Here is a 25,517-nt window from a genome sequence, read left to right on the forward strand (position 1 = left end):
CGGTCAGGGCGTGTAGCGCGCCATCTCCTCCTTGAGCGCCGCCACGAACCGGTCCACGTCGTCCTCGGTCGTGTCGAAGGCGCACATCCAGCGGACGTCGCCCGCGGCCTCGTCCCAGAAGTAGAACCGGAAGCGCTTCTGCAAGCGCTCGGTCACCTCGTGCGGCAGGCGCGCGAAGACGGCGTTGGACTGCACCGGGTAGAGGATCTCGACGCCGTGGACCGCGCGCACGCCTTCCGCCAGGCGCTGCGCCATCTCGTTGGCGTGGCGGGCGTTGCGCAGCCACAGGTCCTTGGCGAGCAGGGCCTCCAACTGCACCGACACGAAGCGCATCTTGGAGGCGAGCTGCATGGACAGCTTGCGCAGATGCTTCATATGGCTGACGACGTCGTGGTTGAGGACGACGACCGCCTCGCCGAACAGCGCGCCGTTCTTCGTCCCTCCCAGGGAGAGGATGTCGACGCCGACCGCGTTGGTGAACGTCCGCATCGGTACGTTCAGGGACGCGGCGGCGTTGGCTATGCGGGAGCCGTCCAGATGCACCCGCATCCCGCGCGCGTGGGCGTGCTCGCAGATCGCGCGGATCTCGTCGGGAGTGTAGAGCGTGCCCAGTTCGGTGCTCTGGGTGATCGAGACGACCTGCGGCATCGCGCGGTGCTCGTCCTCCCAGCCCCAGGCCTGGCGGTCGATCAGCTCGGGGGTGAGCTTGCCGTCGGGGGTGGGCACGGTGAGCAGCTTGAGGCCGCCCATCCGCTCGGGGGCGCCGCCCTCGTCCACGTTGATGTGCGCGGACTCGGCGCAGATCACCGCGCCCCAGCGGTCGGTGACCGCCTGGAGCGCGATGACGTTCGCGCCGGTGCCGTTGAAGACCGGGAACGCCTCCGCCGAGGCACCGAAGTGGCCGCGGATGATCGCCTGGAGGTTCTCCGTGTACGCGTCCTCGCCGTACGCGACCTGATGGCCGAAGTTGGCCAGCGCCAGGGCGGCCATCACTTCCGGGTGGGCCCCGGCGTAGTTGTCGCTGGCGAAACCGCGGACCTGCGGGTCGTGGTGACGACGCGCGTCGGTCCGGGGACGGTTCACGGCTTCTCGGTCAGCCACAGACGGTTTCCGTTCACTTCCGCGGCGGGCTTGTCCCATACTCCGGCGACGGCCTCGGCCAGATCGTTGACGTCGGTGAAGCCCGCGAACTTCGCGTTGGGGCGCTCGGCGCGCATCGCGTCGTGCACCAACGCCTTGACGATCAGGATCGTAGCCGCGGACGTCAAGCCGCTCTCGTCGGCCGTCTTGCGGAAGCCGTCCGCCATGGCCAGCGTCCAGGCCTCGGAGGCGGCCTTCGCGGCGGAGTAGGCCGCGTTCCCGGCGGTCGGCTGGGACGCCCCGGCCGCGCTGATCAGCACGTACCGGCCGCGGTCACTGCGCTGGAGCCCGTCGTAGAACGCCAGCGAGGTGTGCTGCACGGTGCGGATGAGGAGCTTCTCCAGCAGGTCCCAGTCCTCGATGCCGCTGCGCGTGAAGGCCTTGCCGCCGCGCCAGCCGCCGACGAGGTGGACGAGGCCGTCGACGCGGCCGTACTCCTTCTCGATGTGGTCGGCCCAGTCGCGGGTCGACTGCAGGTCGAGCAGGTCGACCGTCTCCCCCACGACACTGGCGCCGCCGTGCGCGTACGAGGCGGCGTCCACGGCCTCCGCGAGCCGCTCGGGGTTGTTGTCCGACCCGACGACGGTCGCCCCGGCCTCGGCGAGCCGCATCAGCGTCGCCCTGCCCGCGGGCCCGCCGGCCCCGGCCACCGCGATCACCGCGCCGCTGAGCGGACCGTTCCCGTTGTGCATGATCCTCGCCTCCTGAGCAGCCTGCGCTGCCTCACCCGTACCTACAGCGTCGACGCTCATGCGGCGACCTGCTCGGGGGTCTCCGCGGTGATGCCCTTGGTCGAGGCGATCACCTTCTTGATCTTCTTGGAGAGCGCCTCGTAGAACATGCTCAGCGGAAACTCGTCCACCAGCACGTCGTCGACGAGCTTACGCGGCGGCAGCGTGAGGTCCAGGGCGTCCGGGCCCTTGGCCCAGCGGGAGGCCGGGTGCGGGGCGAGGTAGGTGGAGACCAGCTCGTACGCCTTGAACCAGTGCACGAGCTTGGGGCGGTCGATGCCGTCCCGGTACAGCTTCTCTATCTCGGCGCAGAGCTGGTTGGTGATCTCGGGGGCGCGCTGCCAGTCGATGTGCAGCTTGTTGTCGGTCCAGCGGACGACGTCGTGCTGGTGCAGGTAGGCGAAGAGGAGCTGGCCGCCGAGACCGTCGTAGTTGCGCACGCGCTCGCCGGTGACCGGGAAGCGGAACATCCGGTCGAAGAGCACCGCGTACTGCACATCGCGGCCCTGCGGGAAGCCGTCGGCCTCGAGCCGCACGGCCTCCTTGAAGGAGGTGAGGTCGCAGCGCAGCTCCTCCAGGCCGTACATCCAGAACGGCTGGCGCTGCTTGATCATGAAGGGGTCGAACGGCAGGTCGCCATGGCTGTGGGTGCGGTCGTGGATCATGTCCCACAGGACGAAGGCCTGCTGGCAGCGCTTCTGGTCGTGCACCATCGCGGCGATGTCCTCGGGCAGTTCGAGGCCCAGGATGTCGACGGCGGCGGCGGTGACCCGGCGGAAGCGGGCGGCCTCGCGGTCGCAGAAGATGGCACCCCAGCTGAAGCTCTCGGGGGCCTCGCGCACGGCGACGGTCTCGGGGAACAGGACGGCCGAGTTGGTGTCGTAGCCGCCGGTGAAGTCCTCGAACGTGATGCCGCAGAACAGCGGGTTGTCGTAGCGGGTGGCCTCCAGCTCGGCGAGCCACTCGGGCCAGACCATGCGCAGGACGACCGCTTCGAGGTTGCGGTCGAGGTTGCCGTTCTGCGTGTACATCGGGAAGACGACCAGGTGCTGCCTGCCGTCCTCGCGGTGCGCGGCGGGCTGGAAGGCCAGCAGCGCGTCCAGGAAGTCGGGCACCTTGAAGCCCTCGTCGGCCCAGCGGCGCAGGTCCTTCACGAGCGCCTCGTGGTACGCGGCGTCGTGCGGCAGCAGCGGGGAGAGCTCCTCCACGGCCCGCGCCACCTGGCTCACGGCGAGGTCGGCCTCCGCGCGCTCCGGCGCGCCCTCCGCGTCGAAGTCGATGGAACCGTCCTTGGACTGCCAGGGCCGGATCCGCTCCACGGCATCCTTGAGCACGGGCCAGGCCGGATGGTCGACCACCCTCTCAGGTGAAGGAACCTGTCCTTCGGAACCCGCCTGCACAAGAATTTCCGTCATAATCCATCCTCCACGGGAGAACCTCGCGTTAAGACACCGTATGCATACAGGGTTTCTCCCAGCAAGAGGACGATCAGGAAATTATCCTGCCGTGCCCCCACCTCGCCGTTCATCTTCCTGTCATGCATCACAGGAGGTGCCGTCAGAGCAGCGGTGCGTGAGGTCAACGGTGGTGTGGCGCGCCCACCCAGGGGTGATCCACCGCCGGTCCCACGGCCCGGAATCACACCGTCCGCTCACCCCTCGGGCCGTGCGAGGACGGTTCTCACGCGGGGCCGGGCCGTTAGGCTGCGGCCGTGCCGCGGGTAGGGGAACGCCGTGCACGCAAGCCGAGTCGTCGCCGACGGAAGCGAGCTGAACCTTGAACTTCCTCACCATCGGTCACCGCGGAGTCATGGGTGTCGAGCCCGAGAACACCCTCCGGTCCTTCATCGCCGCCGAGCGCGCGGGCCTCGATGTGATCGAACTCGATCTGCATCTGAGCAAGGACGGCGCGCTCGTGGTCATGCACGACACGGAGGTGGACCGTACGACCGACGGCACCGGCCCGATCGCCGGGAAGACCCTCGCCGAGCTGCGCGCGCTCGACGCGGGCCGCGGGGAGCGGGTCCCCGTCTTCGAAGAGGTCCTGGACACGGTGCGGGCGCCGCTCCAGGCGGAGATCAAGGACGTGGCCGCGGCGCGGGCGCTGGCCGAGGTGATGCTGCGCCGGGACCTGGTCGCCCGGGTCGAGGTGTCCTCGTTCCACGACGAGGCGATCGCGGAGATCGCCCGGCTCGTGCCCGGTGTGCGCACGGCGCTGATCGGCAGCCGTTACGGCACCGACATCGTGGAGCGCGCCGTGACGGCCGGTGCCGCGACCGTCTGCCTCAACATCCGCCGGCTGACCCTGGAAGTGGTCGAGCATGCGCGCAAGGCGGATCTGAGGATCATCGGCTGGGTGGTGAACACCCAGGACCATCTGCGGCTCGTGCGCGCCCTGGCGCTGGACGGCGCGACCACGGACCACCCGGAGATCAAGCGCACCGGCCGCTTCACCGCGTGAGCCGCGTACCGGGCCCCGGCGCGGGCCGTCAGACCAACGGCTTGACCAGCAGTTCGAACTGAAGGTCGGCGCGCTGCGGGATCCCGAAGCGCTCCTCGCCGTAGGGGAAGGGGCTCATCCGTCCCGTACGGCGGTAGCCGCGCCGCTCGTACCAGGCGATCAGGTCGAGGCGCAGGGAGATCACGGTCATGTGCATCTCACGGACGCCCCAGGCCGCACGGGCCGTCCGCTCCGCCTCGGCGAGGACCGCCTTGCCGAGCCCCGCGCCCTGCAGACCGGGGCTGACCGCGAACATGCCGAAGTAGGCGTGCGCACCGCGGTGTTCGAGCTGGCAGCAGGCGATGATCGCGCCGTCGCGCTCGACGGCGAGCAGTCTGCTGCCGGGCGTCCGCATGACCTCGCGCACCCCCTCGGCGTCGGTCCGCGGCCCCTGGAGGAGATCCGCCTCGGTGGTCCAGCCGACCCGGCTGGAGTCGCCGCGGTACGCCGAGTCGATCAGCGCGACCAGCGCGTCGGCGTCGGCCTCGACGGCGTCACGGAACAACACGTCGGTGGGGGCGTCCGCGGTGCTGACGGCGCTGGTGAGACGGTCCATGGGCGGCTTCTCCGATGCGATGGCGCGGCTGGGGCAGCCACGAGGGTAATCGTCCGGCCGCGCCGCGTTCGAACGGTCCACGGAGTGGGCGGCGCGGGGGGCGGTCAGCCGCGCGGCGCCCCGAGGCGGCCCTCCAACTGGACCAGCAGCTCGCCGAGGGCGGTGGCGAGGCCCCGTTGCGCGTCGTCGTCGAGGCCGGACAGGGCGGTCCGCTCGTAGGAGAGCTGTTCGGGCAGGACACGGTCGACGAGGTCGCGGCCCGCGTCCGTGAGATGGACGTGGGTGACCCGGCGGTCGCGGGTGTCGCCGTGCCGTTCGATCAGGCCGCGCTCGCCGAGCTGCTTGAGGCGTTTGGTGACGGCGGCGCCGGAGGAGAACGTCTCCCGGGCGATCTCGCCGGGGGTCAGCGCGTGGCCGGTACGACGCAGGGTGCCGAGGACGTCGAACTCGGGCCGGGTGAGCCCGGCGTGGCGCAGCGGTGCGTCCTCGGCCTGCTGGAGCAGGGCGGCACAGCGGTTGATACGGCCGATGATCTCCATGGGGGCGGTGTCGATCCGGGGGTGCACGACCTGCCACTGCCGCACGACTCCGGCGACGGTGTCGCCCGCGGGACCGCGTCCGGCCGCAGCGCCCCCTCCGGCGGCCCCGGCGCCCGCGCCGCTCGCCGTCGTGCTCGCCCGTCCGTTCACTGCCGTCATGTCCGTGCGCCCTCCGAGATGTGCAGTCCCTGCCGCCGTATCGTCGCCGCGAGCGTACGGTGTCCGGCCTGCTCGGCGCGCAGCACCCGCTCCTCGGGAAGGGCGGCGAGCCACCACTCACCGGCCGCGGCGTCGGCGGCGGCGCGCAGATCCACGACGGCGGCGACCAGGGCGCGGCGCGCGGCCTCCAGGGCACCGGGGTCGGGCCGCTCGGCGGACACGACCGCGGCGGCGCGCTCCCGGGCGCTGTCCACGGTGGCGAGCGCGTGCTCGATACGGTCCCCGGCGCGCCGGTTGGTGACGGCGATGGCGGCGACGAAGCCGATCAGGGCCCCGACGAGGGTGTCCAGGACGCGGTCGGCCATCAGCGCGCCGGGCTCCTGGTAGTGGCCGAACTCGGTGATGAGCAGCGCCATCGGGGTCACACAGACGCTGCCGAGCCAGTAGTTGCGGCTGATCAGCGCCTCGGCGCCGAAGTTGAAGGCGAGCCCGCACAGGATGAGGGCGAGGTCGCTGAGGTGGGCGAGCGGGGCGATGGCCGCGAAGAGCAGGACGCCGACGAGGTTGCCGACGACGCGCTGGACGCCGCGGCGCCAGGTGAGGGTGACATTGGCCTGGTAGAGCGCGGCGGCGGTGACCAGCGCCCAGTACGGGCGGCCGATGCCGAGCGCGAGGGAGACGTACCCGGCGAGGGCGCAGCCGAGTGCGGTGCGCAGTGCGAGGGGGGCGAGCGGGCCGAGCCTGCGGTGCAGCGGGCGGGCCGGGCTGTCGAGTTCGGCCTCGACGCCGAGGAGGTCGTCGGCGGCGTCGCCGAGGTCGTCCGGCTCCGGGACGGGCCCGGTGCCGCGCAGGGCGCGGGCCCAGGCGCGCAGCCGCTCCGGGTCGCTGTCGGTGGGCGCGGCGAGCGCCACCTCGGCACGGACGACGAGCCGTTCGAGGGCGCGGCGGGGCGCGGAGCGGGCGCCGGTGAACAGCAGGGTCTGCCAGGCGGTGTGCACGACGGCCGCGGCACCGGCTCGGGCCGCGGCCGTCCGGGTCTCGGCGAACGCGGCGGTCGCGAGCAGGGCGTGTGCGGTGGCGCGGCGCTCGGGCCCGTGCGGGCGCAGGAGGCCGGGCGCCATGCCGACGAGCCAGGACCAGACGCCCGCCGCGGCGGCCAGGCCGACATGGCCGGGCACCTGGCCGAGGGTCTGCGGGACGAACAGGCTCGCCGAGGTGATGAAGGTGAAGATGACGTTGCCGGGGGGCCCGATCCGGGTGGCGTCGCAGAGCATCTTCTGGACGGCCGCGAGCAGGGCGCCGACGGTCACGAGCACCACGGCGTCCGTGGTGAGCGACGCGGTGGCCAGGGCGACGGCGAGTCCGGCGACCATGCCGAGCACGACCCAGGCGAGGGTGCGGGCACGGGCCGCGTACGGCCGGTTGTGCGCGTAGAGCGCGCAGAGCGAGCCCGCCATCGTGTAGGCGGCCAGGTCGAGGCGGCCGAGGGCGAGCAGGGTCAGGTTCGGCGGGGCGACCGCGACGACCACGCTCAGCGCGGGCTTGTACCAGATGTCGGAAGGCCTGCCGAGGCGCAGCAGCCCGGAGAGAGGGAGCGGGCGCACACGGGAGGTCTGGGGAGTCGCACTGGGCATTCCATAATGTTAGCAGGTGTTTTACTAGTAAAAGGTTTCGGTGAAGACGGCAGGCCGAAGCGCCGCGACCCGCGTCGGACCGGCCCGCGCTCCCCCCGTACCCCTGTGCGCTCGGGTGCGCACCGTCCGTGCCGGGCATGCCCCCGGGGACCGTCCGAGTCCCGTCGAGCGGGGAGGTTGCGCGGTGCACGGACCGGCCGCACCCGGCCTGCTGCTCGTCGCGCTGTGCGCGGCGACCGGCGCCTACTGTCTGCTGCGCATGCGCAGCACCGTCGAGGAGCAGCGCCGGGCCGCGGGGGGCGAGGCCCTGATGGGGTTCGGCATGGCGGCGATGGCCGTGCCCCCCGCCGTGGTGGCGCCGCCGCGCTGGGCCTGGATCGCCTACCTGGTGGTCTTCGGCGCGGCTGCCGTCCACGCACTGTTCGCCGCCCGCGCGCGCCCCCACCATCTGCACCATCTGGTGGGCGCGGTCGCGATGATCTACATGGCGGCGACGATGGCCGTCTCCCCCGGCCACCACGGACACGGCGGGCCCAGCGGACTCCCGCTCCTCACCGGGGTGTTCCTGCTCTACTTCGCCGGGTACGTGCTGTGGTCCGGGGCGCGGCTGGTACCGGCCGCGGCGGTGGCCGGGGGCACGCACTCCGCGAACTGGGGCGACCGGCCCGAACTCGCGCGCGTGTGCCGCCTGTCCATGGCCATCGGGATGCTGGCGATGCTCCTCACCGTCTGAGCACCGCCCGCCTTACCCAACTTCCGCCCGTCTCAAGGCCGGACACGTCCGTGGCGAACGTCACTTTGCCGTGACAGCGCGTATCTCCCGCGTCGCACCGCTCATAGGCTTCGCCCATGATGGTCCCCGCGGCACTGCTTCTGCTCGGCGCCCTGACCGCCCTCCTCGCTCCGCGGCTGCTCACACGGGCGCACTGGCCGGACCGGGAACCCGTGGTCGCCCTGTGGGTGTGGCAGTGCGTGGTGGCGGCCGTCCTGGTGTGCTGCGTGCTGTCGATGACGCTGAGCGCCGCCGCCGCCTGGGTGGCGGTACGGGGCCAGGTGTTCGCCCCCGCGCCGCACGCGGTCGTGGACGCCTACGCGCTGAGCACCGGGAGCCCCTGGGCCGCGACGATCGCCGTGCTGCTGGCCTGCGGCGGGGCGTGGAGCGCCGCGATGCTGATCCGGGAGATCGCGCGGGCGCGGGCGCGCCGTCGGCACGACCGGGCCGAACTCCTCGTGCGCGCCCCGCTGTTGCCCGGCGAGGAGCCCGAGGGCGACCGGCTGGTGGTCCTGGAGGGGGAGCGTCCGGATGCCCGGTGGCTGCCCGGCGCCGCCCCTCGACTGGTCATCACCACGGCCGCGTTGCGCCGCCTCAAGGGCAAGCAACTGGACGCCGTACTCGCCCATGAGCAGGGCCACGCGCGCGCCCGCCACGACTGGCTGCTGCACACCTCGGCCGCGCTCGCCCAGGGGTTCCCGCAGGTCCCGGTGTTCGCCGCGTTCCGGGACGAGATGCACCGGCTGGTCGAACTCGCCGCCGACGACGTGGCCTCCCGCCGCTTCGGCCGCCTCACAACCGCGCTCGCGCTGGTCGAACTCAACGAGGACCGGGGCGTGTTCGGCCCCGGCGCCGTCCCGGAGGCCCATGTGCCCCAGCGCGTCCAGCGCCTCCTCGCTCCCCCCGAACGACTCCCGGCGGTACACCGGTTGGGGCTGACGGCGACCGCGGCCCTGGTGCCGGCGATCCCGGTCCTGGTGGCGTTCGTCCCGGGGCTGCGGGCTCTGAGGTAACCCGCCGGACCAGGGGAGTCGGTGGCCCTCGGCCTCGCGGATCGGGGAGGATCGCCGTATGCATCCCGCGCGCGTCGACCCACCGCCGACTCGGCGAAGCCCACGGACCACGGCCCTCACCGTGACGGCCTTGGCAGCCGCGTCGCTGCTGCTCCTGGCACTGGTCGCCGCCTCCTGGCACCCGCTGACGGCGCTGGACGGCGACATCGCGCGCACCACGCACCGCTGGGCGGTGACCGACCGCGGGGTCACGCACACCTTCCGCATCCTGACGGACTGGGTGTGGGGCCCGACGACCATGCGCATCCTCTGTGCGGTTGCCGTGGGGTGGCTGGTGTGGCGGCACCGGGCCTGGTGGCTCGCACTGTGGGTGGCGGCCACATGTGCGCTCGGCACACTGGTGCAGCAGACCGTCAAGGCCGCGGTCGGCCGACCCCGCCCGGTGTGGCCCGACCCGGTCGACTCGGCGCACTACGCGGCCTTCCCCTCCGGGCACGCCCTGACGGCGACGGTGGTGTGCGGCCTGCTGCTGTGGCTCCTTCGCCGGTACGGCGCCGGACGCGCCCTGTGGTCCACGGCGCGCGCGGTGGCCGTGGTCTCCGTCGTGGGTGTGGGGCTGACCCGGGTGTGGCTCGGTGTGCACTGGGCGTCGGACGTGGTGGGCGGCTGGCTGTTCGGGGCGCTGCTGGTCGTGCTCGCGGTGGCGTCGTACGAGCGGTGGCACGGTCCGGGCAACGCCCGGCCCACAGGGCACTCTTGACCCGAAGGCCACTCTTGACCCACGGAAGACACCGCCCGGAGGATCGGCGCCATGACGATCAAAGGTGTGCTCTTCGACTTCTCCGGAACCCTCTTCCGTATCGAACCGACCGAATCGTGGCTCCGCGCGATCCTGACGGAAGCCCATATCACCCTGCCCGAGCCGGAGTTGCTGCGCGCCGCCGAGCGACTGGAGACGGTGGGCGCGCAGGCGGGCGGCGCCCACCCCGCGGAGCCGCTGCCCGAGGACCTCGCCGCGCTCTGGGCGGTCCGTGACCGCAGCAGCGAGGCGCACCGGGCCGCGTTCACCGGCGTCTCACGCCAGGTGCCCCTGCCGGACCCGCGGCTCCACGACGCGCTGTACGACCGCCATATGACGCCCGCCGCCTGGCGGCCCTACCCCGACACCGCCGAGGTGCTCGGCGCGTTGCGCGAGCGCGGGGTACCCGTCGGTGTGGTCAGCAACATCGGCTGGGACCTGCGGCCGGTCTTCCGGGAGCACGGCCTCGACCCGTACGTGGACACGTACCTGCTGTCGTACGAACACGGCGTCCAGAAGCCCGACACCCGGCTGTTCGCCCTGGCCTGTGACGCACTCGCCGTCGCCCCGCAGGACACGCTGATGGTCGGTGACGACCGCCGCGCGGACGGTGGCGCGGCGGACCTGGGCTGCGCGGTGCACTTCGTCGACCACCGCCCGGTCACCGAACGCCCCGACGGACTGCGGCCCGTGCTGGACCTGCTCGGCTGAGCCGTCAGTGGAACATGCGGCTGCTCTGGGCCATCCCCCGCGTGACCCAGAGCAGCCGCCACCCGGACCACAGCGCGAAACGCCGGGCCGGACGTGCTGAGTATAGTTGGCTGTCAGCCAGTCAACGCAGGAGTCCAGGATGTCCCCTCGCAGCGCCGCGGTCAATGAAGAACTGCGGCGCCGTTCTCGCGAACGGCTCCTCCAGGCGGCCGTCGAACTGGTCAGCGAGCGCGGCTACGACGCGACCACGCTCGGCGACATCGCGGACCGCGCCGGTTCCGCCCGGGGCCTGGTCTCGTACTACTTCCCCGGCAAGCGCCAGCTCCTCCAGTCCGCCGTGCACCGGCTGATGCACCGCACGCTGGAGGAGGCCCTGGAGCGCGAGCCGCGCACGGAGGACGGCGGGGAGCGGATGGCGCGGGCCATCGACGCGATCCTGGGCCTCACCGTCGACCACCCCGTGCTCATGCGCCAGCACATGGCGGGCATCCTGCAGGCCGAGGGGTTCGTGCAGTGCCCCGAGCAGCAGCGCCTCGCGGAGCTGCTGCGCGACACGGTCACCCGGCACGGCTCGGCGCATCCCGGCACCGACTACCCGACCCTGCGGGCCCTGCTGATGGGCTCGGTCTACGCGGCGCTGGTGCCGGGCGCCCCGATGCCGCTGCCCGTCCTGCGCGCCGAGCTGTTCCGGCGGTACGACCTCGACCAGAAGCTGGGCACCCCGCCGGACTCCGAGGCGGCGGCCGAAGCGTGCGCCGCGGATCTCGCGCGGTTCTTCGCCACGGAGCGCCGTCACCCGAAGTAGACCGGCCGGGTCGTACAGCCCGCGCCGCAGGGCGCCTGCTCAGCGGCGGATGTGCCGCGGTGTCAGGAATCCGGCGTCGCGCGCCGCGCCGATCAGCTTCAGCGATCTGCGGCGGCTGTGCCCCGTCGCGGACATCACCGCGAGCACCGGGTCGGCGCCCTTCTCCTGCGCCGCGCGGTACTCCTCGGCCACGAGACGCCATCCCTCGACGCCACGCGGCACATCGAGGCGGCCCGTGCTCTCCGCCTCCTCCGCGGGATCGAGCCAGGCGCCGCACGCCGTGAGCAGCGGTTCCTCGATCCGGTCGGCGAGCGCCGCCAGGTCGTCGAGCGAGAGGGGCGGCTCCGCCCGTACCTCCTCGATGGCCACGCAGCCGCCGGACACGACGGCGAGGACGTCGACCACGGCCCCCTGGGGAAGGTCCAGTCGCAGGCTGAACCACGACGTGGTCCGCTCGTGGTCCTGCACTTCCCAGGCGGGCCACACGGAGACGACCCCGCCCGATCGAAAGTGATCAGAAGGTTTCTCAAGGGAAGCTTCCAGCACAGACGCAACGTAAGTGAACGATCAAACCCGGACCGGGGAGCCACGCGCGGACCGGGGGCATCGCACCCCGTCGGCCCAGCGCCACTCCCCCGTCACTGCTCCCCTCTCGGCGCACGCGGTGCCATGCTGGACCCCACCAGCGACCTCCTCCCCGAGGGAGTTCCGTCCGTGCTGCATGTCGCCGTCGTCGGTTCCGGACCCAGCGGGGTCTACACCGCGCAGAACCTTGTCGAGCAGGATCCGGAGGTACGGGTCGACGTCCTCGACCGGCTCCCGTGCCCGTACGGACTGGTGCGGTACGGCGTGGCGCCGGACCACGAGAAGATCAAGTCCTTGCAGAACAGCCTGCGCGCGGTCCTGGAGCACGAGCGGATCCGCTTCCTGGGCGACATCCACGTCGGCGCGGGCGGTGTGCCGACCGACCGACTGCGCGAGCTGTATCACGCGGTGGTCTACTGCGTGGGCGCCGCGACCGACCGGCATCTCGGCATCCCGGGCGAGGACCTGCCCGGAAGCTGGTCGGCGACCGAGTTCGTGTCCTGGTACAGCGCGCATCCCGATGCCACCGTCGAGGACTTCCTGCCCGGCGCGCGGGCGGCGGCCGTGATCGGCGTCGGGAACGTCGCGGTGGACGTGGCCCGGATGCTCGCCCGCGGGGTGGAGGAGCTGAGCCCCACCGACATGCCGCAGGCGCCACTGACCGCGCTGGCGGCCGGCAAGGTCACCGAGATCCACATGGTGGGGCGGCGCGGCCCCTCGCAGGCCCGCTTCACCACCAAGGAACTGCGTGAGCTGGGCAGCCTGCCGGACACCGACGTCGTCGTGGACGAGCGGGAGCTGGCGCTCGATCCGGCCTACGCCGATCCGTCCGCGCTGCCCGCCCCGCAGCGCCGCAACATCGAGGTGCTGCGCGGCTGGGCCGCGGCTCCCCCGCGAGGGGCCGCGCGCCAGATCCGGCTGCGCTTCTTCCTGCGCCCCGTCGAGCTGCTCGCCGAGGCGGGCCGGGTGGGCGCGGTGCGCTTCGAGCGGACGCTGCCCGACGGACAGGGCGACGGCGTGACGGGCAGCGGGCGGTACGAGGAGATCGAGGCCCAGCTCGTGCTGCGCTCGGTCGGCTATCGCGGAGTGCCGCTGGAGGGGCTCCCGTTCGACCCGGGGACCGCGACCGTGCCGCATCGGGCGGGGCGCGTGCTGCGGGACGGGGCGGTCTCGCCCGGTGAGTACGTGGCGGGGTGGATCAAGCGGGGCCCGACGGGCGTGATCGGCTCCAACCGGCCGTGCGCGAAGGAGACGGTGGCCTCACTGCTCGAGGACCTGCCCGGCCTCGTACGGCGTGACGTGCCCGACGACGCGGTCGCGGCGCTGCGCGCGGACGGCCTCGCGCCCGTCGACTGGGCGGGCTGGCTGGCGATCGAGCGGGCGGAGGCGGAGCTGGGGGCGTCGCTCGGGCGGAACGTGGTGAAGCTGCCGGACTGGCAGTCCCTCATGGCCGCCGCGCACACCGAGGTCCCGTGAGCGAGGCCCTCTTCTCACAGCCGCGTTCTCAGGCCAGCGACAGGAAGAGCTTCTCCAGTCGCGCGCGCAGTTCCTCGCGGTCCTCCGTCGACTTGATGCCGCCGTCGCCGTCGACCAGGCACTTCTGAAGACCGGTCGCGATGATCGCGAAGCCCGCGCGATCGAGAGCCCGGGACGCGGCGGCGAGCTGGGTGACCACTTCCTCGCAGTCGCGGCCCTCTTCGATCATCCGGATCACACCGGAGATCTGGCCCTGCGCACGGCGCAGTCGGTTCAGCACGGCGCGAAGCTCGGCGCCCGCGAGATCCAGGTCCACGATCCACTCCTAAGAAATACCCCTGGGGGTAATCTACCTCGCCTGGGGACGTGTGCGACTACCAAGGATGACACCGATGCCCGGCCTCACCGCCCGGGGGCCGCCGTGCTCAGACGATCGCACCGACCAGCATGAAGATCGCCACAGCCAGCAGCAGGACCGCGAAGACCCGCTGCAACAGGCCGCCGGACAGGCGTGCGGCGAGCCGCTTGCCGTCCCAGGCGCCCAGGATGGCCGCCCCGGTGAAGGGGGCGATGACCGACCAGTCGAGCCCGTGGGCCGTCCCCGTGCGCGCCGCGAGCGCGGCCAGCGAGTTGATCGTGATGACCAGCAGGCTGGTGCCCACCGCGAGCCGCATCTTGAGGCCGAGGACGCCCACCAGCGCGGGTACGGCGAGGAAGCCGCCGCCGACGCCGAGGAAGCCGGTGACCGCGCCGAGTCCCGCTCCGGCAGCGGCGGCCGGTGCCATCCGTATCTCGCGCTCGCCGTCGACCACGGCCGCGGGCCTCAGCATGCGCAGGGCGGCCACCAGGGCGATGACGGCGAAGGCGCCGGTCAGGACGGCGTCGGGCACGCGGGCGGCCAGGACTCCGGTGAGCATGGCCGGGATGATGCCCGCGGCGGCGAACAGGCTTCCGGTCCGCCAGCTCACGTTCTCCTCGCGGGCGTGGGCGATCAGGGCGGTCACCGAGGTCGCGGTCACGATGAGCAGGCTCGCGGTGGTGGCCGCGACCGGGGTGAAGCCGAGTACATGGATCAGGACGGGGACGGCCAGGACGCTTCCGCCGCCGCCGAGCGCGCCGAGGGCCAGTCCGACGAGGGCACCGGCGACGAGCGCGATGAGCACAGTGGTCACGCGGCCGGACCGCCGTCGCCTCGGCTCCCGCGCGTGGTGAGACCGGCCGTCACCGCCGAGTCGAACCCGTCGTCGACCGCGACGACGTCACGGCCCGCTGCGTCGAGCAGGGACGCGGCGATCGCGGCGCGCATGCCGCCCGCGCAGTGCACCCAGACCTCGCCCGCGGGTATCTCGTCGAGTCGGCGGTGCAGGGTGTGGATCGGGATGTGCACCGACCCCTCGACCTGGCCGTCGGCTCGTTCGGAGTCGCGGCGGACGTCCAGGACGACCACCTCGCCGTCGGCGTACCGGTCCGCGAGGTCGGCGAAGGTGGCTCGGCGGAAGGAGGCAGGCCGCTCGCCCGCGCGTATCCAGGAGGCGGGTCCGCCGACGGCCGCGGCGGCCGGGCGGTCGATGCCCACGCGGGCCAGTTCGCGCTGCGCGGCCGAGAGCTGCTGCGGCGACGCGGCGAGCAGGGTGACGGGCTTGCCCCAGGGGATCAGCCAGGCCAGGTAGGTGGCGAGCTGCCCGTCGGCGTCGAAGTTGTACGAGCCCGCCAGATGCCCCTCCGCGAACGCGACACGGCTGCGCAGGTCCACCACCCACTCCCCCGCAGCCAGGCGCGCGGCGATGCCCTCGGCGTCGGCGAGCGCGGGCGGGGTCAGGTCGACGGGCGCGGGGCCGGCGGCGTTGACCGGGCCCATGTGCGCGTAGTAGGCGGGTATGTCCTCCAGCCCGGCCAGCAGGTCGGCGACGAAGGTGTCGACATCCCGTACGAGGGCGTCGTTGACCTCCTTCTCCCTGCCGATGGTGGTGGACGTTCCGGCGGCCTGGGCCGAGGAGCAGAAGCTGCCGAAGCCGTGTGTGGGCAGGACCGGGGTGTCGTCGGCGAGTTCGGTGGCCAGCCGGTGGGCGGAGGCGTGCTGGGCGCGGGCGAGCCGCTCGGTCAGCCGGGGCTCGACCAGATCGGGGCGGCCGACCGTGCCGATGAGCAGGGAACCTCCGGTGAAGGCCGCCACGGCCGTACCGGAGTCCTCCAGGACGTAGGAGGTGTGGTGCGGGGTGTGTCCGGGGGTGGCCAGGGCGCGGAGCGTCAGGCCCGTGTCGATCTCCGCCGTGTCGCCGTCGTGCACGGGCGTACGCTCGAACGAGACGTGTGCGGCGGCCGGGACCAGATAGGTGGCGCCGGTGACACGGGCGAGTTCCAGCCCACCGGAGACATAGTCGTTGTGCACATGTGTCTCGACCACATGTGAGATCCGCACACCGCGGCGCGCTGCCGCGGCGATGACCTGGTCGATGTCCCGGGGCGGATCGACGGCCACGGCTGTGTGCGCGCCGCCTGCCAGATAGCTGCGGTTGCCGAGCCCCGGCAGCTCGAGGGTGTCGACGAAGAACACCGGACGCTCCCTTCCTCTGAATTACCCCCTGGGGTATATGGGAAGGCTAGCACGATTACCCCCGGGGGTATTCCGGAGGTGGCTGCGGAGGGCGACTCGACGGGCGCCTGACAGGCTCGGCGGGCTCGGCAGGGCGAGGGGGCGCTCGGCGCGCGCCCGGCGCCGATGACGGCGCGCGCACCGGGGCGATGACTCCACGCTAGTCCGCGTTCCGCGCCCCTTCGACCGGGACGCCGAACCGCCCCCACCTCGGGGACGCTCCCCACGCCCCATCTCCCGCGACACGGGCCCTGACCTGCGGGGAGCGGGCGCCCGGCGGTCACTGTCAGTGGTGGGGTGCACACTGACCGGTGCTGGAACAACGGCGTTTCGGGAGGAATCGGTATGACCGACGTACTACTCACCGTGGGCACGCGCAAAGGGCTGTTCATCGGGCGGCGACGGGGCGGTGTCTGGACGTTCGACGAGCGTCCCTGCTTCAACGCGCAGGCCGTCTACTCGGTCGCGATCGACACCCGCGCGGGCACCCCCCGGCTGCTGGCCGGAGGGGACAGCGCGCACTGGGGACCGTCGGTCTTCCACTCCGACGATCTCGGGCGCACCTGGACCGAGCCCGAGCGGGCCGCCGTCCGGTTCCCGAAGGACACGGGTGCCTCGCTGGAGCGCGTGTGGCAGCTCCATCCGGCGAGTGCCGAGCCGGACGTGGTGTACGCGGGCACGGAACCGGCCGCGCTGTACCGCTCGGCGGACCGGGGCGAGAGTTTCCGGCTCGTCCGCCCGCTGTGGGAGCACCCGACGCGCGACCGGTGGGTGCCCGGCGGTGGTGGTGAGGGCCTGCACACCGTGCTCACCGACCAGCGGGATCCGAAGGCCGTGACGGTCGCGGTGTCGACGGCCGGGGTGTTCCGTACAACGGACGGCGGGGCGAGCTGGGAGCCGTCCAACTCGGGTGTCTCGGCGGTGTTCCTGCCCGATCCGAACCCGGAGTTCGGCCAGTGCGTGCACAAGGTCGCACAGGACGCGGCGACGCCGGACCGGCTGTATCTGCAGAACCACTGGGGGGTGTACCGCAGCGACGACGCGGGCGCCCACTGGACGGACATCGGCGAGGGGCTGCCCTCGACGTTCGGGTTCGCCGCCGCCACCCATCCCCGTCGCGGGGACACGGCGTACGTCTTCCCGATCAACGCGGACTCGGACCGTGTCCCGGCCGGCCGACGCTGCCGTGTCTTCCGCACGGCGGACGCGGGCAAGAGCTGGGAGCCGCTCACGGCGGGGCTGCCCGGCGAGGACCACTACGGCACGGTGCTGCGCGACGCCCTGTGCACGGACGACGCGGACCCGGCAGGCGTGTACTTCGGCAATCGCAACGGCGAGGTGTACGCGTCGGCGGACGACGGCGACAGTTGGCAGCGGCTCGCCGCCCATCTGCCGGACGTGCTGTGCGTACGGGCGGCGGTGATCGCATGACCGCCCCGCCGACCGATCCCACGGCCCTCCCCAACTCCTGGTACTAGATTGCCAGTTGACCGATCGCCGGTTGACTGATCACCGGTCCGACCTGGAGGGCATCACGTGACCGACAGCCCCGCCTTCGGCGAGCTGAGCAAGAGGATCAAGACGAACCAGCCGCACACCGCCCGTATCTGGAACTACTGGCTGGGCGGCAAGGACAACTACGAGGTCGACCGGCAGGCGGGGGACCAGATCCGCCGACTGCACCCGGGAATCGGTGACTACGCCCTGGCGGACCGGCAGTTCCTCGGGCGGGCGGTGCGGCATCTCGCCGGTGAGCAGGGCATACGGCAGTTCCTCGATGTCGGCACGGGCCTGCCCACCGCGGACAACACACACCAGGTCGCACAGCAGGTCGCGCCCGAGTCCCGCGTCGTCTACGTGGACAACGACCCGATCGTCCTCGCCCACGCCGCGGCCCTGCTCCACAGCAGCCCCGAGGGCCGCACCGACTACCTCGACGAGGATCTGCGCAACGTCGACTCCATCCTCGAACAGGCCGCGCGCACCCTCGACTTGAGCCGCCCGGTGGCGCTGATGCTCCTCGGCGTCGTCATCTTCGTCGAGGACGACCAGGAGGCGTACGCGCTCGTGCGGCGCTTCATGGACCGGCTGCCGCGGGGCAGCTTCCTCGTCCTGTCGCACACGGTCACGCGGCCGGACATGCCCGACGTCGACGCCGCGGTGGCGTTCTGGAACGAGCACGGCACACCGAGACTGACCCAGCGCACGCCGAGTTCCGTCACCCGGTTCTTCGACGGGCTGGAGCTGCTGAAGCCCGGCGTGGTCTCCTGCAACCGCTGGCATCCCGACGACGCCGACGCCGAGTCGGCGGAAGTCGCCATGTTCGGCGGAGTGGGCCGCAAAAGTTGAGCCCGGATCGGTGAGCCTGGTGGCGGCAACACCAGGCTCACCACGCACTCCCGTCCCTCGCCGGTCACTGCGAAGGTGACGGCATGACCACTCGCACCACATTGATCACCGGCGCCACCCAGGGCATGGGCCGCGCCCTCGCACTCGACCTGGCCGCACGCGGCGGCACCGTCCTCCTGCACGGCCGGGACCGCGCTCGCCTGGACGCCGTGGCCGAGGAGACACGGGCCGCCGCCCCCGACACCACCGTCCGTACGTATCTCGCCGACCTGTCCGACCTGGACCAGGTGCACGCGATGGCCGACCGTATCCGTACGACGGAGACACACCTCGACGGTCTGATCAACAACGCCGTGGCGGGCGGCGGCGCCGAGCCGCTCACCCGTGAACTGAGCCGTCAGGGCCATGAACTCCGCTTCGCCGTGAACCACCTCGCCCCGTACGCCCTGACCCGCGACCTGCTGCCCCTGCTCACCGCCTCGGCTCCCGCGCGCGTGGTCAACGTCGCCTCGATCGGGCAGGAGGCGATCGACTTCGACGACGTCATGCTGGAGCGCGACTACGAGGGCCTGCGCGCCTACTGCCGAAGCAAGTTGGCCCTGATCATGGCGACCTTCGAGTGGGCGGCCGAACTGGACGGCAGCGGCGTCACGGTGAACGCCCTCCACCCGGCGCATCTGATGGACACCGACGGTGTCCGCGCGTACGGCCTCACCCCCGTCACCGGTGTGGACGAGGGCGTCCGGCCGACGGTGCGTCTGCTCCTCGACCCGGAACTCGCCACCACCACCGGCCGCTACTTCGACCGGTTCACGGACGCACGCGCCCATGACCAGGCCTACGCCCCCGGAGCCCGTGAGCGCCTGATGAAGCTGACGCACCGTCTGATCGCGTAGGACCCGCCGCCTACGGCAGTTGCCAGTCCACCGGCTGGGCACCCTGCCGTGCCAGGAGGTCGTTGGCGCGGCTGAACGGGCGCGAACCGAAGAAGCCCCGGTCCGCCGACATCGGCGACGGATGCGCCGACTCGATCGCCGGGTACTCCCCGAGCAGCGGGCGCAGATTGCGCGCGTCCCGCCCCCACAGGATCGAGACCAACGGCCGCCCGCGCGCGGCCAGCGCTCGGATGGCCTGGTCGGTGACCTCCTCCCAGCCCTTGCCCCGGTGGGCGCCCGGCTTGCGCGGGGCCGTGGTCAGCGCCCTGTTCAGCAGCAGCACGCCCTGCTGGGTCCACGGCGTCAGATCGCCGTTGGAGGGCCGGGGCAGGCCGAGGTCGGTGTTCATCTCCCGGTAGATGTTCTCCAGGCTGCCCGGCAGCGATCTCACCTCCGGCGCGACCGCGAAGCTCAAGCCGATCGCCATACCCGGCGTCGGATAGGGGTCCTGACCCACGATCAGGACCCGTACGTCGTCGAAGGGCTGCTGGAACGCCCGCAGGACGTTCGCTCCTGCCGGGAGATACGTCCGGCCGGCCGCCACCTCGGCACGAAGGAAGTCCCCCATGCTCGTGATGCGCTCGGCCACCGGCTCCAGAGCCTTCGCCCAGCCGGCCTCTACAAGTTCATGCAACGGTCGTCGTGCCACGTCGCGCACTCTAGTGGCCCGCACTGACAATCCGTACCGGCGGACCAGCCGTCGAGAGACGCAGGAGAGTCCGATCGTAACGATCAGTTCTCATCTGAACGTAACTCATCAGACAAAATCGGACGGATACCGCTCAGCGGACCCCCTCCCTGAACAGGGAAGCCGACCAAACCAGTAGCATGCGGCGCCATGAGCTCCCCCACTGGACCCGCATCCGGCCTGCCTGTACGAATGCCGCGACCCCGCCAGCCCGGACGGCATCGCCGACCGGAACCTCTGGCGACCCCCGAGGGCGCGCCCGCGCTCGTCCTCGCGGTGCCGGGCACTCCCAGCGCCGCGACGCGCAGCCTGGCCGAGGAGGTCACGAGCATCGCGCGTTCCGAGCTGCCCGGCCTGGACGCGCGGATCGGCTATCTGGACGGGGACGACTCCGAGTACGTCTCGCTGCGCGCCGTTCTGGCGCAGGCCGCCGAGGAGCGCACGGCACGCTATGAGCGGGCTGTCGCCGCCGGGGTGGAGGCCACGAAGCCCGACGGGCCCGTCGCCGTGGTGGTGCCGCTGCTGGCCGGTCCGGACAGCGCGCTGCTGCGCCGGATCCGTCAGGCCGTCATGGACAGCCGCGTCGCGGCGGACCTGACCGATGCCCTCGGTCCGCACCCGCTGCTCGCCGAGGCCCTGCACGTCCGTCTGTCCGAGTCCGGTCTCGCCCGCGCCGACCGGGCCCGCCTGTTCACCGTGGCGACGGCCGCGGACGGCATCATCCTCGCCTCCGTGGGGGGCGACGAGGCCGTCCAGGCGGCCGGGATCACCGGCATGCTGCTGGCCGCGCGGCTCGCGGTGCCGGTCATGGCCGCCGCGCTGGACCAGGAGGGCTCGATCGCGGCCGTCGCCGAGCAGTTGCGTTCCTCGGGTTCGCAGCAACTGGCGCTCGCGCCGTATCTGATCGGCCCGGAGCTGGAGCCGGAGCTGCTGGACGCCGCCGCCAAGGAGGCGGACTGCGCCGCCGCCGAAGCGCTCGGCGCGTACCCGGCCATCGGCAAGCTGGCGCTCTCCAAGTACACGACGGCGCTGGGTATCGCCCCGCAGCAGCCGCAGGGCGCCCAGGCCCGCTGAGCCGGGCCGAACCTCTTGTTCTGAACGGCCGAAAGGGCCCGCTCACCTGACGAGCGGGCCCTTCGCCGTGCGGGGCCTCGGGCCTTCGCCTTCCGGTCAGCCGAGTACGACGCAAGAAGCCGCGGGTGCCGGCACCGAGCCGCCCCGTCGCGGCACGCCCGTCTCCGGGTCCACCGCGAACCAGGTCACGTCCCCGGACCTCTCGTTGGCGACGTACAGACAGCCTTGTGACCAGGTGAGCGCCCGCGGCCAGACGCCGCCGCACGGCACCGTGGCCACCAGCCTCAGCCCCTCGCCCTCGACGGCGAGCACGGACAGTACGTCCTGGCCGCGTGTCGCGGTCCATACGAAGCGCCCGTCGGGCGAGGCCACGATCCCGGACGGGTAGGCGTTCGCCAGGGGCGCGTCGGACAGTACCGGCGTCTCGGCGACCGGCTGCGGCACGCCGCTCTCGGTGTCCCAGCGGCAGACGGTGACGGTCGGCGCCAGTTCGTTGAGGACGTACGCGCGATCCCCGTCCGGATGGAAGGCCAGGTGCCGCGGCCCTGAGCCGGGGCGCAACGCGGTCTCGTGATGCGGCCTCAGGGCGCCGCCGTCCAGTACACACACGCGGACGGAGTCCGTCCCGAGGTCGACGCTGACGACCCACCGGCCGCTCGGGTCGGCCTGGACCTGATGAGCGTGCGGCCCCTGCTGGCGCTGCGGAACCGGCCCCGCGCCCTCGTGCCGGAACACCGCGGGCGCCGCCTCGGCCAGGGTGCCGTCACCGCGCAGGGGGACGGCACTGACGCTGCCGGAGCCGTAGTTGGCGGTCAGGAGGTGACCGGCGTGCACGCTCAGGTACGTGGGCCCGCTGCCGCCGACGGCGACGGGCGGACCGGCGAGTTCGGGCGCGTCGCCGTCGAGGCGGTACGCGGCGACCGCGCCGTCGGCGGTCTCGCTGACCGCGTACAGCATGCCGCCGTGGAGCGCGAGGTACGACGGATCGGGCATCGAGTCCACGGCGCTCAGCAGGGTGAGCGCGCCCGTGTCCGGATCCACGGCGGCCGTGAGGATGCCGCGTCCTCCCGCCGCCGTGAAGGAGCCGATGTATGCCCGTCGCAGGTCGCCGTCCACCGCTGTCCGTCCCTCCCGCCGATGCCTGGAGGGACGACGGTAGCAGGAGGTCTAGACCAGAACGCCGGATTCAGGCGCTTCAGAGGGCACAGACGGCTCGGGCGACTCGGACGACTCGGATGACTTGGATGACACGGACGCTTCAGGCGCGGACCGGCGAAGGGGCACTCAGTGGTGCGGCCAGGTCGACCAGGGCCTGTTCCAGACCGTGCAGTTGGGCGAGGGCCCGTTCGGCGCCGGGGTGCCGGGCCGGGACGCCCGAGGGGGCCGTGAGGGCGCCTGCCGGGAGCCTGCCGAGCAGCGTCTCCACCGCGGTCTCGACGCGACGGCAGGCCTCCGTGAGACGCGCGTCGTGCGAGGCGTCCGGGTTGGCCGCGACGGCGACGAGGCCGCGGGTCCGGCGGGCGCACTCGTCGAGCAGGGCCAGCACCCGAAGGGCCCGCGCCTTGTGTGCCCGCAGCGGGTTCAGCGGATGCACCAGCGGCGCGAGGGCCGCCCGCAGGCGTCCCAGCAGCGCTTCGAGCTCCGCCGCGTGCGAGGCGGGGTCCGCCTCCGGGTCACCCGCGAGGCGCCACGCCGTCGCGGCGGCGCACCCGTGCACGGCGTGCAGGACACGGCGCACCCACTGGTCGGTGACCGTGTGCGTGGTGATCGGCAGTACGAGCACGACGGCGAGCGCGGCGCTCAGCGCCCCGACGCCCGTCTCGGCGAGGCGCAGCGCGAGCAGCCCCGTGCCGAGGACGCCGAGAAGGCCGTAGAGCAGGCCCGCCAGGAGGGTGACGAAGAAGATCATAAATGCTGTGGTGCAGCGGTTCTCGCAGGTCAAGAGGCTGCCGACCGAGAGGGGGTCAGCAAAGAGTCAGCATCAGCATGTCGCGCGCCGATGGCGGGAGTCATCGCCACCCCGATCGCGTTTGAGGGCCGGTCCGTCATCCGTGACGCAGCGAAACTGTGTCCCCTCACGACGAGTCCATCCCAGCTGCTGACGGTCAGTTCGCCTTCGCTGCGGTGGCACACCCTCCTCGACAACCAGCTCCTACGCCCCAGGCTTCCCGCCTGACCCGCAGCCCCGTATGGGCAGCAGCCGACGCACAACAGGTCCGTACAAGCGGTCACGCATAGCACTCGATACCCGGTTACGGAAATCGGAGATTCTCCGGACCATGGCCATTGTCCACAACGGCCTTCTTCGCCATGGGCCGCCTTCGAACCCAGACCTGATTCCCCATATGGCTCGCCCGATTCAACTGAGCCCCCCTCTCGAACCAAATCGACCCCAATCCAGGAGAAACCAAGCAGTGGCCACCAAGACCCTCACCCGCGGCATGGGCACCTTCTTCAAGGAATGCGAACATCCCCCGAGCCGCTGGTCCAAGTGCCCTCACCCCTATAAAATCCGGTACCGGGATGCCACGGGTCGGCAGCGCGAAGAGGCCGGCTACGCCACTCAGGACAAGGCGACGACTCGGCTCACCGAGATCTACCAGGCAAAGAAGGGGCCGCTCAAGAATGGGAACACAGAAGCCCAGAAGATAGCCGAGATGCGGTTCGAGGACTTCGCGGCTCGGTACATCTCGAATCGGAAGCGTGGCCTGAGTCCAACACCATCGACCAGTACGAGGGCAGCCTCAAGACCCACGGGATCTCGGTCTCGCACCAGGCACCGACCATTACCTGCGACTCGCTGTCGGCGAAGTCCTCTTCGAGGGATTTGAACTCCACGGTCCGGTCGATGTCGTCGCCGTGTGTCAGGAAGCGCTCGGCCTGGCGGAACACCACGCTGATGCCGGGAGCGAGGTTGAGCCAGTCCTCGATCACTCCGGTTGTGAATGTGTCGACGCGGCGACTCCCGACGCGCGGGTTAATCGCCCTGAAGAAGAAGGACGGAGAGAAGCGGAACGCATTCCTGCTACGCAAGGAGCGCTATGACGGGAAATTCCAAGTCCGCCGCTTCCTGGCCAAGAAGGGCTTCGTCTGTCAGTTCACCACGGGAATGAAACCGGGATCCTTCGGAAACCCCGCAACAGAAATCAGTCCTCCGAAGCCGGGGAAAGACCACGCCGCCTACATGGCGCTCCTCGACCTGTACCGCTCACTCGGGATCATCGACCAGCGCCTCGCGCGGGCCATCGCGAAGGATAGGAAGGGCCACGAGGCGGGGAAACTCGTCTACTGCGGGATCCACGCCCGCCGGCAGGCCAAGACCGCCGACGGCAAGCACACCAAACGCATCATCATTGCCACCGCCCTGTTCCCGCCGGAGGAGGCGGGCGACGACGCCTGGACGATGCGAGCGTGGACGCCCCAAATCGGGGCCTGGGTGCCCTACCGGGAGGCAATCGCCGCCTTCCACGCCAGTGACTACGCACTCCACGTCGACGGCAAAGGCGAGACGGACAAGGAACGCTGGGCAGAAGCAGCAGCACACGTCGAAGACGCCCTCTCCAGCCTCGTCCGCGACGAGCTGGAACCCGGCATGGGCTATGTCGTCATGGTCGACGGGCACGCCTGCCGACGGATGTGGACGGGCCTGCACAACGAGAATCAGAGCTACCAGGAAGCGGATATCACCGATCCGCGCACCTGGCTGCCCGGGCACGGCAAAGGCAAGAACGCCCCTCGCAAGAAGCCGAGCGCGGTCATCCGGATGAACGTCGCGGCGGACGAGGTACCCCAGTACGTTCCCGTCCCTCGCGAGAGCGATCCGGACACCGAGAAGGAATCCATCCTGTTCGCATCGGCCAAACTACACCGCGCCGACGTGGACTTCGGGAATCCCTTCTGGATCCTGTTCAATATCCCGCGCAACTATCAAGCCAAGGGCGGAGACCTGGGCAAAGCCATCACTCGCTGGGATGCCGACCCGGGCAAGGGCGGGGAGGAGGGGGAGCGGGAGACGAATGAGCTCAAGGCTCCGTGGTGGGCCGTCACAGCGACCGAGATCTACCCAGTCGGTGTGGCAGATGGGGTCGACCGGACGATGCTCGCACGGGCGACCGCGCGCTTGTGTCACCAGACCATCGCCTGGTCCGACCGCTCCCGCTACCCCGTCCCCTTGCACGCAGCCAAACAGCTCGACCTCGACCACCCTCAGTACCGGCGGTCGGCGCCGCCCGAGGAACAGGGAGATGACGCAGCCCACGAGTAGCCCATGGGTGCGTCGCTGGCGACGATGCCAGAAGGAAAGGTCGGCCCACCTCCTGGGCCGACCGATGACGGTTAGCGGTGTCGTATCCATGCGTTACTGATCCAGGTCGTGTGACTGGTCGTAGACACTGTGAACCGCCCCTGATAGCGGCCGATCTCAAGGCCAGGCGGGCTGATCACCGGCACGGCAGAGCCG

General features: G+C 71.6%; 24 protein-coding genes and 1 pseudogene. 12 read left to right on the plus strand and 13 right to left on the minus strand.

Features of this window, described 5'->3' with window-relative positions; genetic code table 11:
- Positions 1 to 3: 3 nt before the first annotated feature.
- From ACZ60T_RS03685 to ACZ60T_RS03695, 3 genes are read right to left on the minus strand one after another with little or no spacing between them, the layout of a single operon-like run.
- Positions 4 to 1,083: a threonine aldolase family protein gene (locus ACZ60T_RS03685; protein WP_469664104.1), complete on the minus strand. Its 1,080-nt coding sequence runs from the start codon at positions 1,081 to 1,083 to the stop codon at positions 4 to 6.
- Positions 1,080 to 1,832 (minus strand): SDR family oxidoreductase, encoded by a 753-nt coding sequence (locus tag ACZ60T_RS03690; RefSeq protein WP_365630776.1) that lies wholly within the window; start codon positions 1,830 to 1,832, stop codon positions 1,080 to 1,082. The genes ACZ60T_RS03685 and ACZ60T_RS03690 overlap by 4 nt, the downstream gene beginning before the upstream one ends.
- Before the next feature lie 56 nt (positions 1,833 to 1,888).
- Positions 1,889 to 3,286 (minus strand): DUF6421 family protein, encoded by a 1,398-nt coding sequence (locus tag ACZ60T_RS03695; protein ID WP_365630778.1) that lies wholly within the window; start codon positions 3,284 to 3,286, stop codon positions 1,889 to 1,891.
- A gap of 361 nt (positions 3,287 to 3,647) precedes the next feature.
- On the opposite strand from ACZ60T_RS03695, the gene ACZ60T_RS03700 reads away from it, so the two are divergent.
- Entirely contained in the window at positions 3,648 to 4,331 is a 684-nt protein-coding gene (locus ACZ60T_RS03700; RefSeq protein WP_365630780.1) for a glycerophosphodiester phosphodiesterase, read from the plus strand.
- A gap of 28 nt (positions 4,332 to 4,359) precedes the next feature.
- On the opposite strand, the gene ACZ60T_RS03705 is transcribed toward ACZ60T_RS03700, so the two are convergent.
- The 3 genes from ACZ60T_RS03705 to ACZ60T_RS03715 all read right to left on the minus strand — a co-directional run bounded on the left by ACZ60T_RS03705 (position 4,360) and on the right by ACZ60T_RS03715 (position 7,258).
- Positions 4,360 to 4,926 carry a GNAT family N-acetyltransferase gene (locus ACZ60T_RS03705; protein WP_469664107.1) on the minus strand — a complete coding sequence of 189 codons (567 nt, stop codon included), beginning with the start codon at positions 4,924 to 4,926 and terminating at the stop codon, positions 4,360 to 4,362.
- Positions 4,927 to 5,030: 104 nt separating this feature from the next.
- Positions 5,031 to 5,624 carry a MarR family winged helix-turn-helix transcriptional regulator gene (locus tag ACZ60T_RS03710; RefSeq protein ID WP_469664109.1) on the minus strand — a complete coding sequence of 198 codons (594 nt, stop codon included), beginning with the start codon at positions 5,622 to 5,624 and terminating at the stop codon, positions 5,031 to 5,033.
- Positions 5,621 to 7,258 (minus strand): FUSC family protein, encoded by a 1,638-nt coding sequence (locus tag ACZ60T_RS03715; RefSeq protein ID WP_469664111.1) that lies wholly within the window; start codon positions 7,256 to 7,258, stop codon positions 5,621 to 5,623. The genes ACZ60T_RS03710 and ACZ60T_RS03715 overlap by 4 nt, the downstream gene beginning before the upstream one ends.
- A 184-nt stretch (positions 7,259 to 7,442) precedes the next feature.
- Between ACZ60T_RS03715 and ACZ60T_RS03720 the strand changes: the two genes are divergently transcribed.
- The 5 genes from ACZ60T_RS03720 to ACZ60T_RS03740 all read left to right on the plus strand — a co-directional run bounded on the left by ACZ60T_RS03720 (position 7,443) and on the right by ACZ60T_RS03740 (position 11,358).
- Positions 7,443 to 7,991, plus strand: a complete 549-nt coding sequence (locus tag ACZ60T_RS03720; RefSeq protein ID WP_469664113.1) for a DUF5134 domain-containing protein — start codon at positions 7,443 to 7,445, stop codon at positions 7,989 to 7,991.
- Between the two features lie 116 nt (positions 7,992 to 8,107).
- Positions 8,108 to 9,043, plus strand: a complete 936-nt coding sequence (locus ACZ60T_RS03725) for a M56 family metallopeptidase (RefSeq protein ID WP_469664115.1) — start codon at positions 8,108 to 8,110, stop codon at positions 9,041 to 9,043.
- Positions 9,044 to 9,101: 58 nt separating this feature from the next.
- Positions 9,102 to 9,803 (plus strand): phosphatase PAP2 family protein, encoded by a 702-nt coding sequence (locus tag ACZ60T_RS03730; protein WP_469664117.1) that lies wholly within the window; start codon positions 9,102 to 9,104, stop codon positions 9,801 to 9,803.
- Positions 9,804 to 9,854: 51 nt separating this feature from the next.
- Positions 9,855 to 10,553: an HAD family hydrolase gene (locus ACZ60T_RS03735; RefSeq protein ID WP_469664119.1), complete on the plus strand. Its 699-nt coding sequence runs from the start codon at positions 9,855 to 9,857 to the stop codon at positions 10,551 to 10,553.
- Between the two features lie 139 nt (positions 10,554 to 10,692).
- Entirely contained in the window at positions 10,693 to 11,358 is a 666-nt protein-coding gene (locus tag ACZ60T_RS03740) for a TetR/AcrR family transcriptional regulator (protein WP_469664121.1), read from the plus strand.
- A 39-nt stretch (positions 11,359 to 11,397) separates the two neighbouring features.
- On the opposite strand, the gene ACZ60T_RS03745 is transcribed toward ACZ60T_RS03740, so the two are convergent.
- The gene (locus tag ACZ60T_RS03745; protein WP_365630798.1) at positions 11,398 to 11,844 is read right to left on the minus strand and encodes a DUF6214 family protein; all 447 of its coding nucleotides are present in this window, start codon (positions 11,842 to 11,844) and stop codon (positions 11,398 to 11,400) included.
- A gap of 228 nt (positions 11,845 to 12,072) precedes the next feature.
- On the opposite strand from ACZ60T_RS03745, the gene ACZ60T_RS03750 reads away from it, so the two are divergent.
- Entirely contained in the window at positions 12,073 to 13,419 is a 1,347-nt protein-coding gene (locus ACZ60T_RS03750) for an FAD-dependent oxidoreductase (protein WP_469664753.1), read from the plus strand.
- Between the two features lie 28 nt (positions 13,420 to 13,447).
- Here the strand turns inward: ACZ60T_RS03750 and ACZ60T_RS03755 are convergent, their stop codons facing one another.
- The 3 genes from ACZ60T_RS03755 to ACZ60T_RS03765 all read right to left on the minus strand — a co-directional run bounded on the left by ACZ60T_RS03755 (position 13,448) and on the right by ACZ60T_RS03765 (position 15,973).
- Positions 13,448 to 13,735: a metal-sensitive transcriptional regulator gene (locus ACZ60T_RS03755; RefSeq protein ID WP_469664123.1), complete on the minus strand. Its 288-nt coding sequence runs from the start codon at positions 13,733 to 13,735 to the stop codon at positions 13,448 to 13,450.
- Between the two features lie 109 nt (positions 13,736 to 13,844).
- The gene (locus ACZ60T_RS03760; protein WP_365630802.1) at positions 13,845 to 14,591 is read right to left on the minus strand and encodes a sulfite exporter TauE/SafE family protein; all 747 of its coding nucleotides are present in this window, start codon (positions 14,589 to 14,591) and stop codon (positions 13,845 to 13,847) included.
- Complete coding sequence (locus ACZ60T_RS03765; RefSeq protein WP_469664126.1) at positions 14,588 to 15,973, minus strand: MBL fold metallo-hydrolase; 1,386 nt, start codon at positions 15,971 to 15,973, stop codon at positions 14,588 to 14,590. The genes ACZ60T_RS03760 and ACZ60T_RS03765 overlap by 4 nt, the downstream gene beginning before the upstream one ends.
- A gap of 384 nt (positions 15,974 to 16,357) precedes the next feature.
- Between ACZ60T_RS03765 and ACZ60T_RS03770 the strand changes: the two genes are divergently transcribed.
- The 3 genes from ACZ60T_RS03770 (at position 16,358) to ACZ60T_RS03780 (ending at position 19,257) form a co-directional block, all read left to right on the plus strand.
- A complete protein-coding gene (locus ACZ60T_RS03770) occupies positions 16,358 to 17,443 on the plus strand; it encodes a WD40/YVTN/BNR-like repeat-containing protein (protein WP_469664128.1) in 1,086 nt (361 codons plus the stop codon).
- A 105-nt stretch (positions 17,444 to 17,548) separates the two neighbouring features.
- Positions 17,549 to 18,361 (plus strand): SAM-dependent methyltransferase, encoded by an 813-nt coding sequence (locus ACZ60T_RS03775; RefSeq protein WP_469664130.1) that lies wholly within the window; start codon positions 17,549 to 17,551, stop codon positions 18,359 to 18,361.
- 83 nt (positions 18,362 to 18,444) lie between these two features.
- Complete coding sequence (locus ACZ60T_RS03780) at positions 18,445 to 19,257, plus strand: SDR family NAD(P)-dependent oxidoreductase (protein ID WP_469664132.1); 813 nt, start codon at positions 18,445 to 18,447, stop codon at positions 19,255 to 19,257.
- Positions 19,258 to 19,267: 10 nt separating this feature from the next.
- Here the strand turns inward: ACZ60T_RS03780 and ACZ60T_RS03785 are convergent, their stop codons facing one another.
- Positions 19,268 to 19,945, minus strand: coding sequence for a uracil-DNA glycosylase (locus tag ACZ60T_RS03785; RefSeq protein WP_469664134.1), 678 nt, complete (start codon positions 19,943 to 19,945; stop codon positions 19,268 to 19,270).
- A 189-nt stretch (positions 19,946 to 20,134) separates the two neighbouring features.
- On the opposite strand from ACZ60T_RS03785, the gene ACZ60T_RS03790 reads away from it, so the two are divergent.
- Complete coding sequence (locus ACZ60T_RS03790; RefSeq protein ID WP_365630814.1) at positions 20,135 to 21,058, plus strand: sirohydrochlorin chelatase; 924 nt, start codon at positions 20,135 to 20,137, stop codon at positions 21,056 to 21,058.
- A gap of 96 nt (positions 21,059 to 21,154) precedes the next feature.
- Here ACZ60T_RS03790 and ACZ60T_RS03795 read toward each other — a convergent pair whose 3' ends face one another.
- Both ACZ60T_RS03795 and ACZ60T_RS03800 read right to left on the minus strand, forming a co-directional pair.
- Complete coding sequence (locus tag ACZ60T_RS03795; protein ID WP_469664136.1) at positions 21,155 to 22,174, minus strand: lactonase family protein; 1,020 nt, start codon at positions 22,172 to 22,174, stop codon at positions 21,155 to 21,157.
- A gap of 142 nt (positions 22,175 to 22,316) precedes the next feature.
- Positions 22,317 to 22,973, minus strand: a pseudogene (locus ACZ60T_RS03800) (FUSC family protein); the annotation flags it as partial.
- A 999-nt stretch (positions 22,974 to 23,972) separates the two neighbouring features.
- Here ACZ60T_RS03800 and ACZ60T_RS03805 point away from each other — a divergent pair.
- The gene (locus ACZ60T_RS03805; RefSeq protein ID WP_469664138.1) at positions 23,973 to 25,322 is read left to right on the plus strand and encodes an RNaseH domain-containing protein; all 1,350 of its coding nucleotides are present in this window, start codon (positions 23,973 to 23,975) and stop codon (positions 25,320 to 25,322) included.
- The last annotated feature ends 195 nt before the right edge of the window (positions 25,323 to 25,517 follow it).

It is taken from the genome of Streptomyces sp. NPDC104371, from assembly GCF_055583785.1.

Excerpts from the sequence above, each read along its gene's own strand:
- ACZ60T_RS03710 (WP_469664109.1), bottom strand. The coding sequence starts at position 5,624 with ATGACGGCAGTGAACGGACGGGCGAGCACGACGGCGAGCGGCGCGGGC.
- ACZ60T_RS03695 (WP_365630778.1), bottom strand. The coding sequence starts at position 3,286 with ATGACGGAAATTCTTGTGCAGGCGGGTTCCGAAGGACAGGTTCCTTCA.
- ACZ60T_RS03770 (WP_469664128.1), top strand. The coding sequence starts at position 16,358 with ATGACCGACGTACTACTCACCGTGGGCACGCGCAAAGGGCTGTTCATC.
- ACZ60T_RS03740 (WP_469664121.1), top strand. The coding sequence starts at position 10,693 with ATGTCCCCTCGCAGCGCCGCGGTCAATGAAGAACTGCGGCGCCGTTCT.
- ACZ60T_RS03790 (WP_365630814.1), top strand. The coding sequence starts at position 20,135 with ATGAGCTCCCCCACTGGACCCGCATCCGGCCTGCCTGTACGAATGCCG.
- ACZ60T_RS03780 (WP_469664132.1), top strand. The coding sequence starts at position 18,445 with ATGACCACTCGCACCACATTGATCACCGGCGCCACCCAGGGCATGGGC.
- ACZ60T_RS03735 (WP_469664119.1), top strand. The coding sequence starts at position 9,855 with ATGACGATCAAAGGTGTGCTCTTCGACTTCTCCGGAACCCTCTTCCGT.
- ACZ60T_RS03730 (WP_469664117.1), top strand. The coding sequence starts at position 9,102 with ATGCATCCCGCGCGCGTCGACCCACCGCCGACTCGGCGAAGCCCACGG.
- ACZ60T_RS03705 (WP_469664107.1), bottom strand. The coding sequence starts at position 4,926 with ATGGACCGTCTCACCAGCGCCGTCAGCACCGCGGACGCCCCCACCGAC.
- ACZ60T_RS03715 (WP_469664111.1), bottom strand. The coding sequence starts at position 7,258 with ATGCCCAGTGCGACTCCCCAGACCTCCCGTGTGCGCCCGCTCCCTCTC.
- ACZ60T_RS03725 (WP_469664115.1), top strand. The coding sequence starts at position 8,108 with ATGATGGTCCCCGCGGCACTGCTTCTGCTCGGCGCCCTGACCGCCCTC.
- ACZ60T_RS03690 (WP_365630776.1), bottom strand. The coding sequence starts at position 1,832 with ATGCACAACGGGAACGGTCCGCTCAGCGGCGCGGTGATCGCGGTGGCC.